This window comes from Paraburkholderia sp. BR10954, assembly GCF_040965775.1.
Classification (GTDB): domain Bacteria; phylum Pseudomonadota; class Gammaproteobacteria; order Burkholderiales; family Burkholderiaceae; genus Paraburkholderia; species Paraburkholderia youngii.
Genome location: NZ_JBFRCK010000008.1, coordinates 135,324 through 151,931 on the forward strand (window position 1 = coordinate 135,324; position 16,608 = coordinate 151,931).

Sequence of the window (16,608 nt, forward strand, 5' to 3'; positions counted from 1 at the left end):
CTCTTTACCGAATCCGGAGACAGCCAAAATGGCAATTCACGTTCTGCATTATCTGCACGATGGTCGCGCCCAGTGGGGCGTGGTGGCTAACAACGCAATCACGCCGATTCCCGGTGAGTTCAGCACGACCGCGGAGTTTATTCACGCCAATCCGGTCGAGCGCTTATTGATGCTGGACGGCCCCACGATTCCCGAAGCGGACGTGCAATGGCTGTCGCCCGTGACGGCCAATCAGCAGTTCATCTGCCAGGGTGCGAACTACCGCCAGCACATGATCGAATCCGGCATGGACCCGGATGCGAAAAAATTCAACATGATCTTCACGAAGGCCACGAGCTGCATCGTTCCAGCGGACTCGAAACTCGTGAAGCCCCATTCGGTGCGGTTCCTCGATTACGAGATCGAACTCGGTCTCGTCCTCAAGCGCGACATCACGTCCCGCGCAACGATTACCGACGAGAACCTGCACGACTACGTTGCCGGCGCCGTAATCGTGAACGACTATTCCACGCGCGATGTGCAGATTCCACAGATGCAGTTCTACAAGGGCAAGAGCTTTCGGACGTTCGGCCCGGTCGGCCCGTATCTTTGCCTGCTCGAAAAGCACGATATGCCGAAGCTCGAGCAGCTCGTGCTGACGCTGACTGTCAACGGAACGGTTCGACAGAACGATTCGACCTCGGGTCTCGTGTACGGTCCGGCAGAAACGTTGACCGAACTGTCCGGCGTTCAGGACCTGCACGCCGGGGACCTGCTTGCAACAGGTACGCCGTCCGGTTGCGCGCTGATGATTCCGTCGCCGGAAAAGCAACGCGCTGCGGCACAACTGCCCGAAGCGGAGAAATGGCGTCTCTTCCTCGGGCTGCAAGCCGAGCGACCGCAGTATCTTCAGATTGGCGATGTGGTCGAAGCACGTATCGTTAGCAAGGATGGCTCGATCGATCTCGGTACCCAGCGCAACGTCGTCGTCGCAGAGGCCGCATGAAAGCCGTCGCTAACGAGCAGGATGTCCTCGCTATCGAATCGCGGGGGCAACCGGCGGAACTTCTGTCGAGCACCTACGAAATGATCTGCCGGGGCGCCGCGATCAATCCATCGGCACCCGCGTTCTCGTTCTTGACACAACCGCGGACGACTACGCGAGCCCGAAGTGCTGGACTTACAGCGAACTGGTGCGCGACACCACGCGCACGGCGAACATGTTGTCACGACTGGGTGTGCAGCGAGACACGGTGGTCGCCTATGTGTTGCCGAATCTGCCCGAAACGCACTTCGTGGTGTGGGGCGGCGAGGCGGTCGGCATTGTCTGCGCAATCAATCCACTGCTCGAAAGCGACGCAATAGGCGAGCTGCTCAATGCCTCAGGCGCGAGTGTGCTTATCACCTTGGCGCCGCACCCCGGCATAGACCTGTGGCCGAAAGTGCAGGCGATCTTGCACAAGCTTGCGTCGCTCAGGCGCGTCGGCGGCGATGCGGTCCGCAAGCGCTCCGACGGCATCGTCATCATCGATCCGGAGAAGGCGCGAGGGCGCAAGGACATCGTCAAGTCGTGCCCGTACAAGGCGATCGTCTGGAACGAGGAACTGCAAGTGCCGCAGACGTGGATCTTCGATGCACATCTGCTCGACCAGGGCTGGCAGCATCCGCGCTGCGAGCAGGTTTGCCCCGCTGGCGTCTTCGACACGGTCAAGCTCGACGATGCCGCCATGGCGGAAAAGGCCTGACGTGAAGGGTTCGGGGTATTGCGGTACCGGATCGAGATTCGTCACGCGCGGGGCAATGCAACGCGCGAGTGTGCGGTCGGCGAAAGTGTGTACCTGGGAGAAGTCAGCCTCGCGCTGACGGCCAGCGAGGTGGAGGCTAACTGAAGCGTCGCTCGCGCCCTCAATTTCTGCATTGACATAAAAATCAATTATGAGTCTAATGTCTAATATACGCTGTGGAGCATGAGCCAGTCTCAGCGGGGCCACCGAGTAACGGCGATTTCACAGCTTCGTCTTGCGCAGACGATCGGACAGAGAGATCGCCTCGAGCCACGCCATGAAGAACGAACGCCTGAGCCACGCGCGCAGAAAAGAGCAGACCCGGGAGCGCCTGTATGGTGCCGCAAGGACGATGTTCCTCGGGAAGGGCTTCGCAGCGACGAGCGTGGAGGACATCGTCGAGGCCGCAGGGTACACGAGGGGCGCGTTCTACTCCAATTTCAGAAGCAAACACGAGCTGCTGACGGAACTGTTGCGGCGCGACGTCGAAGCGGCGCATGCGGATCTGCGGGCGATCTTTCAAGATGCTGGCACGCCTGAGCAAGCGACCGCGCGCGTGATTACGAATCTTGTCCGTTTCTGGCGTGAGCGTGAATGCTTTCCGCTTTGGGTCGAGGCGTACCTCCTCGCACGCCGCGACAGCATCTTTCAGGAACGGCTTCATGGGTTGCGACGCGCGAAGCTTTTGCAGGTCAGCGCCCATATTCAAACGCTCCTGAGGGAAAGCGACAGCACATTGCCGCTGCCGTCGGATGCGTTGGCGCTCTGCCTCGTGAGCCTTTGCGAAGGCATGCAGCTTTTTAATCTGTGCTATCCGCAGAGTGTGATCGACCAGTTGGGTCAGACAGTGCTAGCGCAATTTGCTTCGTCCGTACCGTATCGGCAGTCAATTCAACAAACACCGCCGATGGGATGGCACGAGTGCTGCACTCTCGAGAATCGTTGAACGAGGTCGCAAAGGGTCGCGATTGCAATTCGTCCAGATGCCCGAAACGTAGATCATGGAATATATAGAAAGCTTGCGTCTCTTCCGCACGATCGTCGAAGTGAAAAACTTCCGGCGCGCGGGCGAAATGATGGACCTGTCACCTTCGGTCGTTTCACGCGCGATAGCCTCGCTGGAGGAGCGCCTGGGAGCACGACTGTTTCATCGTTCGACGCGGCAGTTTTCTCTCACGGAAGCCGCGGAGCGCTTTTACGAGGGGTGCTGTCGCATTCTCGACGATCTGGATCGCCTGGAAGCGAGCGCCGCAGGTCATGGGCGACTACCGGCAGGCGTATTACGTGTGGTCGCGCACACTACGGCTGCGTTGACATGGCTTGCGCCGTTGATGGCATCGTTCAAGCGCAAGCATCCAAATATTAGTCTGGACATCACTTTGACAGAGCGATCTGTCGACCTGACGGCCGACGGGTACGATCTGGGCATCGTGCTACCGTTCATGCTCGCGACGGATCTTGCCGTGACGCGGCTTCTTCAACGGCTGCCGCTGGTCATCGTCACGACGCAGGCGTACCTCGGCAGGCGTCCACCACCGCGGCATCCTGCCGAGCTGGCCGATCATGTGTTCGTCACGGTGCCGCCCTCGATGCATAAACCAACCCTTACGTTCCAAATCGACCACGAAACCGTCGCAGTCCAGATCAAATACGAGATCGCGTCGAATAACCCGATATTCAATCGCGACATCATTCTCGAGGGATACGGTGTGGGTTTGCTTCCCTTCGCGCTTGTGGAACAGGACATCAAGGCTGGCCGGCTCGTACGTCTGCTTGAAGGCTTCGAGATCGTCGATACGGCGGCTGAAGTCCGACTGGCCTATATCGGCCGCACGCTATTACCCGCAAAGGTCAGGGCATTCATCGACCATAGCGCAGAATTCTTTGAACGGGGCATGTAAGCGACTCGCCGCTCAACGACGACCGACGCCGTGTCGACTGTGCGGTCTGCCGGGACGGACCATGCTGGGGCGAGGCGCGAGAAGGGGCGCTGGTCGGGTCTATGATGCGCTGGACGCGAGCAAGGCCGTCGACTTGCTCGGGCGTGAAGTGATCAACACGGTGCCGGGCTGCCAGGCCGGTGCGGGTCCTGGCACTGCGAACTGAGTGCGCACCAAAACAAGCTGTAGGCACGGCCGCCGTCATGCGCCCTTTCAAGGTCAAGGGACAGTGGAAGTACTTGTACCGGGCCGTGGACAAGGCGGGAGACACGATCGATTTTCTGCTGCGCGCGCATCGTGACAAGGCTGCGGCGAAGCGCTATTTTCAGAAGTCGATCGAGCATAACGGCGAGCCCGAGGTAGTGACCCTCAGGCGACACAGATGATTCGGGATGTGCAGCCTCTCACGAAGCGCGAACCTGACCACGCACTCCAGTTCGCCTGCCCGTGGGAAGCCCCACCGACAAACAGATCGAAACACGCAACGCTTGGTCGCGACTGCCTTAGCGATGGATAAAATAGCGCAAGGAACGCGAATTTCAAGAGGCCCTGCAACATGTCATCCGGGAGGCTTCATGGAACTTTTCGACAGGCTTCAGGAGCAGATCGACACCGTGCGTCTGCCGCTCTTTGCCGTCACCGTCACGGCGGTGGCGCAGGTGAATACGCCGCTTTTTGCGATACTCCACTGGCACGGATTCCGGCGAGCGACGCCGCTTGTCCTGCCCGGCATCGAGATCCCGCGACGACCGGTTCCGGGGTCGGCCTTTCGCTTCGACGCACCGTGGCACAGCTTTGAGACCGCGGACGCCATGCTGCTGGATGCCGCCTGGCAATCCGGCGCGTGGGACGTCGAGCGCGTCGAGCGGCGAGGATGCAACGTGATCGGTGCCAGCGAGGCCGAGGCGCTCGCTTGCCGTCAGGCGTTCGGAAACTATCCCGGGCACGGGGCCCGCGACCCGCAGCTTGTCAGTGACGATATGGACCGCGACGCGCTGATGCGTCTTGCCGCGCACAGCGGCTACCTGCGCTGGCTGTTCCGCCCGGTCAAGGGCGGCCTGTGGGGCACGCTCAACGAACCCGACGACACCCTCGATGCGGATGGTGGACGCCAGCCGCCCTGTCCGGTGCTGCCTGAACCCCCCCACCCGGATCGACGCGGTCGCACGGTTTATCGCCTCGGCAAAGTGCAGCGCGTGCTGCTGCCGCGTTGAAATATTCTGTTACAAATAGACATTTTCGCGCCCCTTGAAGCGCGGCATTGGCGCCTCTATTTCGCATTCCGCCAGACATTGGCTCGGCTGCACCGCGGCGTATGCGCGCCCCGGTTCCCGCAGCCGGATTCCCTTATTGGTGATCCTTTAATCGCTCAGGAGATGGAAATGCAGATTCGTCCCCTCTACGACCGGGTTATCGTCAAGCGAATCGAAACGCAACGGACGACGGCTTCGGGCATCGTGATTCCCGATTCAGCGGCAGAAAAACCAGAACAAGGCGAAGTCGTCGCAGTCGGCAGTGGCCGGCTGCTGCAGGATGGAACGCTGCGCGCGCTGCAACTGAAAGTCGGTGATCACGTGCTGTTCGGCAAATACGCAGGCCAGACCGTCAAGGTCGACGGCGAGGAGTTGCTCGTCATGCGCGAGGAAGACGTCATGGGAGTCCTCGAGGCCGACGCGGGCGCCGCCCGAAAGGCCGCCTGAAACCGCGTTACGGTCGCGGACACCCGACCCGCTGTTCGCGACGCGTTCAGTCAACGACTTTACCAGGAGCAAGAACATGAGTGCAAAAGACGTCAAATTTCATGACAGCGCTCGCGCCCGTATCGTCAAGGGCGTGAATGTCCTCGCCGATGCCGTCAAGGTCACGCTCGGACCCAAAGGACGCAACGTGCTGATCGAGCGTAGCTTCGGCGCGCCGACCATCACGAAAGATGGTGTGTCGGTCGCAAAGGAAATTGAACTGAAGGACCGCTTCGAGAACATGGGAGCGCAGGTGGTCAAACAGGTCGCCTCGAAGACCGCTGACGTGGCTGGCGACGGCACTACCACCGCCACCGTGCTGGCGCAGGCCATCGTGCAGGAAGGTATGAAGCACGTCGCCGCTGGCATGAACCCGATGGATCTCAAGCGCGGCATCGACAAGGCTGTGGCCGCAGTGCTCGACGAACTGCGCAATCTGTCGAAGCCGATTTCCACCAACAGGGAGATCGCGCAGGTGGGTTCGATCTCGGCGAATTCCGATGAGGCGATCGGCAAGATCATCGCGGACGCGATGGAAAAAGTCGGCAAGGAAGGCGTGATCACCGTCGAAGACGGCAAGTCGCTCGACAATGAGCTGGATGTGGTCGAAGGCATGCAGTTCGACCGCGGCTACGTGAGCCCCTACTTCATCAACGATCCGGAAAAACAGGCCGCGTATCTCGACGACGCATTGATCCTGCTGCACGACAAGAAGATCTCGAGTATCCGGGACCTGCTGCCGGCTCTCGAAGCGACCTCGAAGGCCGGCAAACCGCTGCTGATTGTCGCGGAAGATATCGACGGTGAAGCACTGGCCACGCTGGTGGTCAACGCAATGCGGGGCATCCTGAAAGTTGCGGCCGTCAAGGCCCCCGGCTTCGGCGATCGCCGCAAGGCCATGCTCGAGGACATCGCCGTCCTCACCGGCGCGACCGTGATCTCCGAAGAGACGGGCAAGCAACTTCAGAACGCAACACTCGAAGACCTGGGGCGCGCCAAGCGCGTGGAAGTTCGCAAGGGCGACACGATCATCATCGACGGCGCAGGCGACGAAAAGCGCATCGAGGCACGCGTGAAGTCGATACGTGCGCAGATCGAGGAAGCGACTAGTGACTACGATCGGGAGAAACTGCAGGAGCGCGTTGCAAAGCTGGCAGGCGGCGTGGCCGTGATCAAGGTCGGGGCGGCGACCGAGGTTGAGATGAAGGAAAAGAAAGACCGCGTCGACGACGCGCTGCACGCGACCCGCGCGGCAGTCGAAGAAGGCATCGTGCCGGGAGGTGGCGTGGCGCTCCTGCGCGCGCGTTCGGCCGTGACGAGCCTCAAAGGCGTCAACAGTGATCAGGACGCGGGCATTCAAATCGTGCTGCGCGCACTCGAAGCGCCAATGCGCGTGATCGCCTCGAACGCTGGCGATGAGCCTTCCGTGGTCATCGCCAAAGTGCTGGAAGGCAAGGGCAACTTCGGCTACAACGCGGCTACTGGCGAGTTCGGCGATCTTGTCGAGGCGGGAGTGGTCGATCCCACGAAGGTTGCGCGCACGGCGCTGCAGAACGCCGCGTCGATTGCCGGACTGATCCTGACGACGGATGCAACGGTGGCTGAAGCGCCGAAGGACGAAAAGCCGGCGCAGGCGAGCGCGCCGGAACTGGAGTATTAACCGCTTCGGTTCCGCTCCGCACCGGTCAGCGAGGCTGACCGGTGCATTTTCTTCATGGCATGCGGGCCGTACTGGATTCGAACCAGTGACCAACGGACTAAAAGTCCGCTGCTCTACCAGCTGAGCTAACGACCCAATCCTCTCTTTTTTCGCCGTTATAGCGCTTTGGACGCTCGCCCTAACCGATATCGATCGTGCGACTCGCGGACGGTGCCGGCTCGATTTTCGGCACCGTCAACGTGAGTACCCCGTTGTCGAATTTCGCAAGCGCGCGACCGGGATCAGCGTATTCCGGCATTGGGATCGTGCGTACGAAGTGTCCATGAGCACGCTCCAGCCGATAGCAGCCGTTTTCCTCACTGTGCACATCCTGTTTTTTCTCACCGCGCAGCACGATCGCGCCGTCCTCGACGCTTGCCCTCACGTCTTCGCGCTCCATCCCGGGCAGTTCTGCGGTGACGCGCAGCACCGGTCCCTCGTCGACAACGTCGATGCGCGGCTGGAAGCGCGATGAACTGAAGTCGCCGAACCATCGTTCGAGCGCGCCGCGGCCAGCAAACGGGTCGTGAAAGAACTCTTCGACTGCGCGCCACGGCTCGCGTGAGAATAGTCGCGGAATGTCGGGCCATGCGCTACGCCACGGTTCGCCGGCGGGCGTGCTCTCCAGGTTGTCCGCATCGGCCTTGCGCACAGTCCCGCGAAGGAACTTGAAGGGGTTCCACTTCTTCGGATCGCTGTTCATCGTTTCCTCCTCGGTGATCTGTCACAGCGAACAGGATTGCGTTCTTGCGTCACGGCGCAATCAGTTGATGATCTCAGGATGGCTCCGGCGAGCTCCCGCGGTGAGCCACTGCTGTGTCGGCCACGGACATTTCTGTGGGGAACGGCCGGCTCACCCGCGCCTGCGCTGTCGGAGGGTGGCAGCCAGGCCGCCGCCACTTCGCGTGCTTCCTGGCGTTGCCGCCGACGCGCTGACTTCAGCCCGTACGCACTTCGATCCGCCGCGGACGCGCTTCGTCGCGGCGCGGGATCGTGAGCTTCAGTACGCCGTCCTTCAGGCTCGCCTCGATCTTGGACGTATCGAAGTCCGGGGAGAGCGTGAAGGTTCGCGCAAAGCGTGGCTCACGGATCTCGGCATGCTGCAGCCGCAGATTTGCCGGTGTCGGCACGACCGCCTCGGCCTCGATGGCGAGATTGCCGTCATGAACCCGCACATCGAGCTTCTCTTTCGTGACCCCCGGCAGGTCCGCCCACAACGTGACGCCCTGGGTGTCCTCGTAGATATCGACAGCGGGGGTGATCGTCATCCGCCGCGCGGACGACCCGCTTTCGCTGCGCGTCACCGCGGACGGTTCGCGCTTGCTCAGTTCAGTGGTATCGCTCATTTTCGTCTCCTGGAATTACTGGACGGTGATCGCGCGAGGCTTCGACGATTCGCGCTTGCCGATGGCGATCGACAGGCAGCCATTCTCGTAGCGCGCCTCAACCTTGTCGGGGTCGGCGTTCTCCGGCAGCTCGATGACCCGCCGGAACCGGCCAGTGAAGCGCTCCTGCGCATAGACCCGGGCATCCTCGCCGGTATCCGGTCGCGCTGGCTTGCGCTCACCGCTGATGGTCAGCAGCCCTTTATCTATCGATATGTCGAGTTCGGCCGCATTGACGCCGGGTGCGAACGCGACGATGTGAATCGAGTCGTCGGTGGCGCCAATATTGACGGGCGGGAGCGAGCCGAGGCGGCTTGCCCGAAGACTGGAGGGGAAAGTACCGAAGAAGTTTGCCATCTGCCGCTGCAGCCGGTCGAACTCGCTGAAGAGGTCAGTGCCAGAGTAAAGATCGCTCATGATGTAGTTCTCCTCAGGTGACGCATCGAGGTGAACCAGCCTACGCGCTCCGGTTCGCCTGCCAGCGTCTGGCAATAAATCGAAACACGCAGCGTACGATCCCGTGAGCACCGCACGTCTGCCTGAGCGAAACCTAAGATAGGCTCTGCGGCAGATTTTTCAAGGGAAGAGTGCAGGGGCACGCTTGAATTTTTTGAGGCCGGTCCTATTATCGCGGACGAGGCCGTTTGACCACAGGAGGAGGTCATGGAATTCGATACAGACTGGTTGACGCTGGGCCCGCACCGCGTGCGGCTGCGCTCGACGAAGGGCTTCCCGACGGAAGCCATGCGCAAGGCGGTGGAGGTCGTACGCATTGCGGTCGACAGCAACATGAGCGCCCGCGCGCGCCTCGTAGAAGTTGTCTGCCGCCAGGAGAAGATTTACGAAGTCACGATTGGCACAACAGTGGCAAAGGACAAGGCATGTGCGCCACAACTCGAAACGTATATCGCTGGCGTGCTTGGGCTCCCATCGGACCACATCAACCTGATCGTCACGACGGTGGAACAGTCCGAAGTGGATTTGCACTTTGGCGTGTATGAGAGGATGCTCGCCGAAAAGCTCGGTACGGCGCCGCCAATCCAGTGACACGGCACGCTCGCAAGCGGAACAGCGGTCTGCTGGCGCAGCCACGATAGGCTCCCCCCAAACTACGGGGTGTGCCAGTGTCTGGTCACGCGGATTCAGACAATTAAAAGTCTGACGATTTCCCGTGTGGCGCGCGTTGCGATCTATCTTTGTGCGGCTGACGCCTTACCTCGGCAGTACCAAGGCCTCGGCAGCATTGAAGAACTTGAATTTTTTAGTGAGTTAAACTAATTTATATCCAGCTCAGGCAGTGTGCCGAATCATCCACTAATTGCACACTGCGTGTTTCGATTTGTTTGCCCCGCAGCATGGCAGGCGAACTGGAGCGCGCAAGCCCGTTCTCTTCCTTGCTGCCTATAAGGAGAAGACAATGAGCGACCTTCACCCACGCCTGTACTCCAATCTGTTCGAGCTTCTGAACCGCACGACTGCCTCCGTTCTCGACGTTCTACGATCGCTTCGGGAACGCGCTGGTCGCTTGCTCGATGCACAGGTCACCGCGATGCGAACGACGATCCGACGGTGGATATCGCACATACGCAGGCGCTAGCGCAAAGTGATTGACAAAGCATGCGGCGTCGATGCCTTTCACCACAGCGGCGAATGGGACAGGGGCGCCACGCTCGCTTAGCCGTTGGCGCCACCGGCGTGCGCAACATTTAGCCAGGCGATGACACGGTGATCCGATGAAGACGATAAAAATCGAGCAGTGCAACGGATACGAGATTGGTATCAGAACGGTCCTTGTGCATGACGGCCACGGCTGCCCAGAGGCGGACGCAACTTCGGCGGGCGGCTATGCTGCGTTCGTGCAGATCGCGCGTGAAGGCGAGGTCTGCGTGGACTGGCACATGCCGCAGCGTCAAAGACGCTGCGCCACGCGTGAGGATGCGGAAGCGCAGGCGATGGACTACGCGATCCGACTGGTCGAGCGGCGCCCATTCGACGGACCGCCTCCGGATTTCCCGGAGGCTGCCTGATGGCGTCGTCAAACGTGAGCAGAGACGCGCAATTCGAAAGAGGTCATGGTGGAACTTCATTGGCATTCACATCGTTTCGATTGCCGCATCAGGGAAGTGGAAGAGGAGCAGTGACGTGCAGGCGAGCGTCACTGGACGTCAAGAGGTTTGCGGCATGAAAAGACGATTGTGTGTCCTTGTCCCAGCAGCCATGATCGCTGGGTTATGGTCAGAGAACGTCAGGTCGGCCAGCCCCCTGCCGACGTTGCCCCTGCAGCATGACATCTGGATCACCGGGACAGTGGAGCGTGGGGGCGGGAAGTACGCGCTGGGTGACTATCCGACGATAGTGCTGGATCGACCTTCCACTTCCCCCTGCAACGACAAGGTGCTCTCGGACATCCCTCTTGCCGACGGAGGCGAGGCAGCGCCCTCACTGCTGCTGCCGTACCTGAACCAGCGGGTTGCAGTCAAGGGACGCGTAAGCTGCCCTGACTCGGGGATTCAATTTACGCCACAGCCGGATGTCGTGTTTCCCGTCTGGTAGGGCAACGGGAAGCACACGACCATCACCTTTCGGCCGCGCCTGCGGCGTTCGTGGCGACTGTTGAGCGTGCTCAGTTCGCGAATACGCACGGCGACGAAACCTCGCCGCAACTGACATTTATGACAGTGCGTCCGCTCCGTCTACCGCGACCGACTTGCGCCGGTAGCCCGTGGTCGCGAGCAGCAGGCTGCGCGTGTATTCGTGCTCGATCTGCTGCGCGCGAATGGATGCGATATCGCGTTGCTCGACAATCTCACCATGGCGCATGACCGCGACGCGCGAGCAGAGAAAGCCCACCACCGCCAGATTGTGGCTTACCAGCATCATCGTCAAATTGCGTTCGCGATGAAGCCGTCTCAGCAGGTTGAGGATTTCGGCTTGCACGGACACATCGAGCGCGGACGTCGGCTCATCGAGCAGCAGCACGCGCGGTTCGACGATCAGCGCCCGAGCAATTGCGACGCGCTGCCGCTGCCCTCCGGACAGCTGATGCGGATAGCGGAAACGATAAGACGGACCCAAGCCGACTTCGCGCAGCGCATCGACAATGCGTTCTTCCTGCCCGCCGATGCCGTTGATGGTCAGCGGCTCGCGCAAGCTCTGATCGATTGTGAAGCGCGGATGCAGCGAGCCGTACGGGTCCTGAAACACCATCTGCACGTCGCGTCGGAAGGAGCGGTCGAGTTTTTCTCCGAGCACGTGCGAGCCGATTTTCATATAACCGCCGGCGACGGGCGCGAGACCGGTCAACGCGCGCAGGATCGTCGACTTGCCGGAACCCGATTCGCCGACCAGTCCGAACACCTCACCTTCTCCGACATCAAAGCTCGCCGCGCGCACCGCGTCGAAGTGACCGGTCCTGGTTTTGAAGCGCACCGTCAAAGCGTCGACATCGATCATGCTGAATCTCCTGCCGGTTGCGTGAGCCATGCCGCGTCCCGCTTCAGCACGGGCAGTTGCTCGGGCGGATCGACAAGCGGAGGATTCGCCGCGAGCAGGGCACGCGTATAGGGATGCTCGGCGTGGACGAGATCGCGTGCCGCGCATGTTTCCACGACCCGTCCCGCGAACATCACGACGACGCGGTCGCAGAATGACATGACGAGGGGCAGGTCGTGGCTGATAAAAATGAGGCCAGTGTCATGCTTTGCGATCATCTCGTCGAGAATCCCGAGGACCTGCATCGAGACGAGCACGTCGAGTGCGCTGGTGGGTTCATCGGCGATCAGCAGACGCGGCCCGGACGACACCATCATGGCGATCATCACGCGCTGCCCCATGCCACCCGACAACTCGTGCGGGTAGGAGTCGGCGACACGCTCTGGATTGCGGATATGCACCGCTGCCAGTGCCTCGATGATTTTCTCGCGTATCTCGCGGCGGCCGAACTTCGACCCGTGCAGTTCGAACGTTTCGCGCATTTGCTGCGCGACGGTCATCACCGGGTTCAGTGAGTATTTCGGATCTTGCAGGATCATGCCCATCTGCTGGCCGCACAGTTGCCGGCGCTTGCGCGCGGGCATGGCAAGCAGATCCTGACCGTCGAACTTCATCGCCTTCGCATGACATTGCGCCTCAGGCGGAAGCAGGCCGAGCAGAGCGCGCCCGGTCAGCGACTTGCCGGAACCGGATTCGCCGACGATGCCAAGCCGCTCGCCGCGCCGCAGCGTCAGCGAAAGGCCACGCACCGCTTCGCTCAATTCGCCGCCATGACTGCGAAAGCCGATTCGCAGGTCGTCGATTTCACACAAAGGCTGGGCCATATCGACTGGCATGTCAGCCTCCATGGCGCGGATCGAAGACGTCTCGCAGACCGTCGCCGAGCAGGTTGAAGGCAAGACTCACCAGCAGAATGGCGAAGCCGGGAATAGTGGCCACCCACCATGAATCGAGCAGCACATTGCGGCCGGATGCGACCATGAATCCCCACTCCGGGCTCGGCGGTTGCGCGCCGAGGCCGAGGAACCCGAGGCCCGCGACAGTGAGAATGATGCCGGCCATATCGAGGGTCGCGCGCACGATCACCGACGACGAGCAGAGCGGGACGATATAAAGCAGGAGGATGCGCTTGCGCGAGGCGCCCTGCAAGCGCGCGACGTGAATGAAATCGGCTTGCACGAGCCGAAGCGTTTCCGCCCGCGCGAGGCGGGCATAGGCCGGCCACGCCGTAATCGAAATGGCGATCACTGCGTTGATCACACCGGGCCCCAGTGCGGCCGCGAAAGCGAGGGCGAGCACGATCTTCGGGAAGGCGAGTGCTACGTCGGTGATCCGCATCAGCACGTTGTCCACCCAGCCGCCGAAGAAGCCGGCAGTGGTGCCGATCAAAAGCCCCACCGGAACCACGATCATCACGACGAGGATCGCAATCGAGAGCGTAAGGCGTGAGCCGTAGATCAGACGCGAGAGGATATCCCGGCCAAGCTGGTCAGTGCCGAACCAGTGCGATGGCGAACCCGGCGGCAGCAGGCGGTCGGAGAGGACTTGCTGCAGCGGATCGTGCGGTGACATTAGCGGCCCGATTGCGGCGATGATGATCAGCAAGGCCAGAATCACGAGGCCGAAGACCGACAGCGGATTACCCGCGAAGCGTCGCCAGCGCCGGTAAGCGAGGCCAAGCGCGGCCTGCTTGCGTGACGCGGGCGTGTCGCTCAGCAGCCAGTCTTTCCATCGTCGGGGCGCGGCATTCATCGGCCAGTCCTGCGTTTGCATCGATTCATCGGTAGGGGGACGCACGAAAGAGACCTCCGCAATGTCAGCGGGCGCGTGGATCGAACACGCGATAGAGCGCGTCGGTCAACAGGTTGAGCGCGATAAACGTGACGCCAATCACTAGCGTGCTGCCGAGCACGGCGTTCATATCGGCGTTCAGGAGGGCGCCCGTCAGGTACGAACCGATACCGGGCCAGGCGAAGACGATTTCGGTCAGCACGGAGCCTTCGAGCAGATAGCTGTACGTGAGCGCGATCACGGTCAGAAGCGGCACGGCGATATTACTGAACGCGTGGCGCCAGACCACCCGGCGCTCGGGCAAGCCTTTCGCGCGCGCCGTGGTGATGTACTCCTGGCTGAGTTGATCGAGCATAAACGAACGCGTCATGCGGCTCAGATAGGCGACCGAGTAGTAGCCGAGAATGGCTGCGGGCAGCGCGATATGCGAGAACGCATTGAAGAACACGTCCCATTCGCCGGCGATGAGCGAGTCGATCAGCAGGCTGCCTGTGCGCGTATCGACCATGCCGTCGAATACCGGATCGACGCGTCCCGGCCCCGCCACCCAATGCAGTTTCGCGTAGAACAGCAGCAGGCCCATCAGCCCGAGCCAGAACACCGGGACCGAACTGCCGACGAGGCCGACGAAGCGCGCGACGTGATCGATCCAGCGGTTGTGGCGCACGGCGGCGATCACGCCCAGCGGCACGCCGATCAGCACGCCGATGATGGTCGACAGGGTCGCGAGTTCGAGCGTTGCGGGAAACACCCGCTGGATGTCCTCGATCACAGGATGCGCGGTCAGCAGCGACATACCGAGATTGCCATGCAGCACATCGCGCACGTAGATCAGGAACTGCACTGCGAGCGGCGCGTCGAGCCCGAGTTGAAGACGCGCCGCCGCGTAGGCTGCGGCTGACGCGCGATCGCCGAGAATCGCTAGCACCGGATCGATCGGTATTTTGCGGCCGATCACGAACGTGACCGCCAGCAACCCGGCGAAGGTGATGACGAGCGTGACGATCCAGCGCACGAGGCGCAAGGTCCAGCGCACGCTGGCGCTTTCAACCGAAAGCGCGCGCATGCGCTCGAAAGTCGTGAGGCGAGTGGACATGGTAAGTTCCTCGGTCGAAGGCGAAGCCCGGACAGTCTCGCCTCCACCGCAAACGTTACTGCTTCTTCAGATCACGATACGACACGAGGTCGTTGATCGGACCCACCTCGAGACCCGTTACGCCCGGTCGCGCGGCCACCTGCGAGACCTGCTGGAACATGATCACGAAGGGGGAGCTCGCGAGCACCTGCTTCTGCATGGTCTGGTACAGCTCGGCGCGCTTCGCCGTCGACGATTCGGCGAGCGCCGCGTTGGTTTCCTTCGTCAGGCCAGGGATGTCCCATGAATTGCGCCACGCGAGCATCTTATAGGCCGACTTGTCGGAATTGTCGGGATTCCAGGTGAATCCCTGGGCGTTGCTGTGCGGGTCGATGTAATCGGCGGACCATTCGCCGATATAAATGTCATGCGAGCGCGAGCGGTACTTGGCGAGCGTCTGCTTGTTGTCGCCGGGGATGATCTGTACCTTGATGCCGCCGTGGGCAAGGTTCGCCTGCACTGCCTCGGCGATTTCGCTGTACGGGTAGCCGTTACGCACGTCCATCGTCACGGAAAAGCCGTTCGGAAGCCCGGCCTTTGCCAGCAGTTCCTTGGCCTTGGCGACGTTCTGCTGGTAGGGGTCGGTATTCAGCGCGCCGAGGAAACCTTCGGGGAGGAAGGTTTCGTGCACCTTGTAGGTGGTTTTGGCGACGTTGCTCTGAATCCCGTTGTAGTCGATCAGCCACTTCATCGCTTGCTGGACTTCCGGTTTGACCAGATTCGGATTCTTGACGTTCAGGCCGAGGTATAGAAGCGTCGCTTGCGGCACCGCGCTCACATGCGCCTTGCCGGACTTCGTCAGCGCGACGAGATCATCCGGACTCAGGTTGCGCGCCACATCGACGTCACCGTTCTCGAGCAGCAGGCGCTGGCTCGATGCTTCCGGCACGTGACGCAACACGATCCGCTTCATCGCGAGCGGTACGCGATAACCGTCGAAGCGCTGCAGGACGATGCTGTCGTTGGCAGTCCATTTGACGAGCTTGTAGGCGCCTGAGCCGGCCTCGTTCGTGCGCAGCCATTCGTTGCCGAAGTCATTGCCTTTCTGGTGCGTGAGCAGCAACTGCTTGTCTACCACCGAGGCAGGCCACGAACCGAGTACGTTCAGCACAAACGTCGGCGCGTATTTCTGGTCGGTCGTCACACTGACGGTTGTGTCGTCGACCTTCTTCACATTGGCCAGCACGTTGTCTTTGGTCAAACCGATGCCTTGCAGCACGGCCGCCGCGCCTTTATCGAGGAGGACGGTGCGCTGGATCGACCACGCGACGTCGTCGGCGCTCAACGCGTTGCCGGAGTGGAACTTGAGACCTGGACGGATCTTGAACGTGAAGGTCAGGCCGTCGGGGCTCACGGTCCAGGATTGTGCGACATCGCCGTTGAATTTCGATGGGTCTTTCAGGTCGACCCGCACCAGCCGGTCATACGTATTCGCTACATATTCTTCCGGCACCAGTTCGTAGATTTCGCCCGGATCGAGCGTGGTGAATTCGTCGAGGAGCGTGGCCATGACGAACATGTCTTTCGGCGTCGCCGCCGCAGCGGGGACGGCGGCTGTGAACGACAAGGTCAAGGTGGAGGAGATCACCGCCGCCGTCAGTGCATTGCGCAATACCAGTTTCATTGCCGCTCCATAAGGAATGGGTAGAGTCTGTCAGGGAACA

The 16,608-nt window shown here is 61.3% G+C and carries 16 protein-coding genes, 1 tRNA gene and 3 pseudogenes; 11 read left to right on the forward strand and 9 right to left on the reverse strand.

Going from position 1 to position 16,608, the window contains the following annotated elements; genetic code table 11:
* Positions 1 to 28 precede the first annotated feature (28 nt).
* The 9 genes and pseudogenes from AB4Y34_RS14620 to groL all read left to right on the forward strand — a co-directional run bounded on the left by AB4Y34_RS14620 (position 29) and on the right by groL (position 7,102).
* Positions 29 to 985 (forward strand): fumarylacetoacetate hydrolase family protein, encoded by a 957-nt coding sequence (locus AB4Y34_RS14620; RefSeq protein ID WP_368716413.1) that lies wholly within the window; start codon positions 29 to 31, stop codon positions 983 to 985.
* Positions 982 to 1,457 (forward strand): annotated as a pseudogene (locus tag AB4Y34_RS14625) (AMP-binding protein); the annotation flags it as partial. The gene AB4Y34_RS14620 and the pseudogene AB4Y34_RS14625, both read left to right, overlap by 4 nt.
* Positions 1,458 to 1,868: pseudogene (locus AB4Y34_RS14630) on the forward strand (4Fe-4S dicluster domain-containing protein); the annotation flags it as partial.
* 172 nt (positions 1,869 to 2,040) lie between these two features.
* Positions 2,041 to 2,709, forward strand: a complete 669-nt coding sequence (locus tag AB4Y34_RS14635; protein WP_368716414.1) for a TetR/AcrR family transcriptional regulator — start codon at positions 2,041 to 2,043, stop codon at positions 2,707 to 2,709.
* A 55-nt stretch (positions 2,710 to 2,764) separates the two neighbouring features.
* Positions 2,765 to 3,664, forward strand: a complete 900-nt coding sequence (locus AB4Y34_RS14640; protein ID WP_176381941.1) for a LysR family transcriptional regulator — start codon at positions 2,765 to 2,767, stop codon at positions 3,662 to 3,664.
* Positions 3,665 to 3,918: 254 nt separating this feature from the next.
* A pseudogene (locus AB4Y34_RS14645) lies at positions 3,919 to 4,074 on the forward strand (DDE-type integrase/transposase/recombinase); the annotation flags it as partial.
* 204 nt (positions 4,075 to 4,278) lie between these two features.
* On the forward strand, positions 4,279 to 4,917 hold the full coding sequence (locus AB4Y34_RS14650) for a diguanylate cyclase (RefSeq protein ID WP_176381944.1): 639 nt from the start codon (positions 4,279 to 4,281) through the stop codon (positions 4,915 to 4,917).
* Positions 4,918 to 5,085: 168 nt separating this feature from the next.
* The gene (locus tag AB4Y34_RS14655) at positions 5,086 to 5,403 is read left to right on the forward strand and encodes a co-chaperone GroES (protein WP_026228167.1); all 318 of its coding nucleotides are present in this window, start codon (positions 5,086 to 5,088) and stop codon (positions 5,401 to 5,403) included.
* Positions 5,404 to 5,479: 76 nt separating this feature from the next.
* Positions 5,480 to 7,102: a chaperonin GroEL gene (groL, locus tag AB4Y34_RS14660; RefSeq protein WP_176381946.1), complete on the forward strand. Its 1,623-nt coding sequence runs from the start codon at positions 5,480 to 5,482 to the stop codon at positions 7,100 to 7,102.
* A gap of 62 nt (positions 7,103 to 7,164) precedes the next feature.
* On the opposite strand, the gene AB4Y34_RS14665 is transcribed toward groL, so the two are convergent.
* From AB4Y34_RS14665 to AB4Y34_RS14680, 4 genes are all read right to left on the reverse strand, one after another.
* A tRNA-Lys gene (locus tag AB4Y34_RS14665) sits at positions 7,165 to 7,237 on the reverse strand.
* Between the two features lie 43 nt (positions 7,238 to 7,280).
* Entirely contained in the window at positions 7,281 to 7,844 is a 564-nt protein-coding gene (locus AB4Y34_RS14670) for an Hsp20/alpha crystallin family protein (protein ID WP_176381948.1), read from the reverse strand.
* A gap of 235 nt (positions 7,845 to 8,079) precedes the next feature.
* Positions 8,080 to 8,487: an Hsp20/alpha crystallin family protein gene (locus AB4Y34_RS14675; RefSeq protein WP_176110855.1), complete on the reverse strand. Its 408-nt coding sequence runs from the start codon at positions 8,485 to 8,487 to the stop codon at positions 8,080 to 8,082.
* Positions 8,488 to 8,502: 15 nt separating this feature from the next.
* Positions 8,503 to 8,943: an Hsp20/alpha crystallin family protein gene (locus AB4Y34_RS14680; RefSeq protein WP_368716415.1), complete on the reverse strand. Its 441-nt coding sequence runs from the start codon at positions 8,941 to 8,943 to the stop codon at positions 8,503 to 8,505.
* A gap of 246 nt (positions 8,944 to 9,189) precedes the next feature.
* Between AB4Y34_RS14680 and AB4Y34_RS14685 the strand changes: the two genes are divergently transcribed.
* Both AB4Y34_RS14685 and AB4Y34_RS14690 read left to right on the forward strand, forming a co-directional pair.
* Complete coding sequence (locus AB4Y34_RS14685) at positions 9,190 to 9,573, forward strand: hypothetical protein (RefSeq protein ID WP_176381952.1); 384 nt, start codon at positions 9,190 to 9,192, stop codon at positions 9,571 to 9,573.
* A gap of 686 nt (positions 9,574 to 10,259) precedes the next feature.
* Positions 10,260 to 10,553, forward strand: a complete 294-nt coding sequence (locus AB4Y34_RS14690) for a hypothetical protein (protein WP_176381954.1) — start codon at positions 10,260 to 10,262, stop codon at positions 10,551 to 10,553.
* Between the two features lie 643 nt (positions 10,554 to 11,196).
* On the opposite strand, the gene AB4Y34_RS14695 is transcribed toward AB4Y34_RS14690, so the two are convergent.
* The 5 genes from AB4Y34_RS14695 to AB4Y34_RS14715 all read right to left on the reverse strand — a co-directional run bounded on the left by AB4Y34_RS14695 (position 11,197) and on the right by AB4Y34_RS14715 (position 16,568).
* Complete coding sequence (locus AB4Y34_RS14695) at positions 11,197 to 11,979, reverse strand: ABC transporter ATP-binding protein (RefSeq protein ID WP_368716416.1); 783 nt, start codon at positions 11,977 to 11,979, stop codon at positions 11,197 to 11,199.
* Positions 11,976 to 12,854, reverse strand: a complete 879-nt coding sequence (locus AB4Y34_RS14700) for an ABC transporter ATP-binding protein (protein ID WP_368716417.1) — start codon at positions 12,852 to 12,854, stop codon at positions 11,976 to 11,978. Before AB4Y34_RS14700 ends, AB4Y34_RS14695 begins: the two co-directional genes overlap by 4 nt.
* A 1-nt stretch (position 12,855) precedes the next feature.
* Positions 12,856 to 13,770: a nickel transporter permease gene (gene nikC, locus AB4Y34_RS14705; RefSeq protein ID WP_368716477.1), complete on the reverse strand. Its 915-nt coding sequence runs from the start codon at positions 13,768 to 13,770 to the stop codon at positions 12,856 to 12,858.
* 64 nt (positions 13,771 to 13,834) lie between these two features.
* The gene (locus tag AB4Y34_RS14710; protein WP_368716418.1) at positions 13,835 to 14,905 is read right to left on the reverse strand and encodes an ABC transporter permease; all 1,071 of its coding nucleotides are present in this window, start codon (positions 14,903 to 14,905) and stop codon (positions 13,835 to 13,837) included.
* Between the two features lie 55 nt (positions 14,906 to 14,960).
* Positions 14,961 to 16,568 carry an ABC transporter substrate-binding protein gene (locus AB4Y34_RS14715; protein WP_368716419.1) on the reverse strand — a complete coding sequence of 536 codons (1,608 nt, stop codon included), beginning with the start codon at positions 16,566 to 16,568 and terminating at the stop codon, positions 14,961 to 14,963.
* Between the last annotated feature and the right edge of the window lie 40 nt (positions 16,569 to 16,608).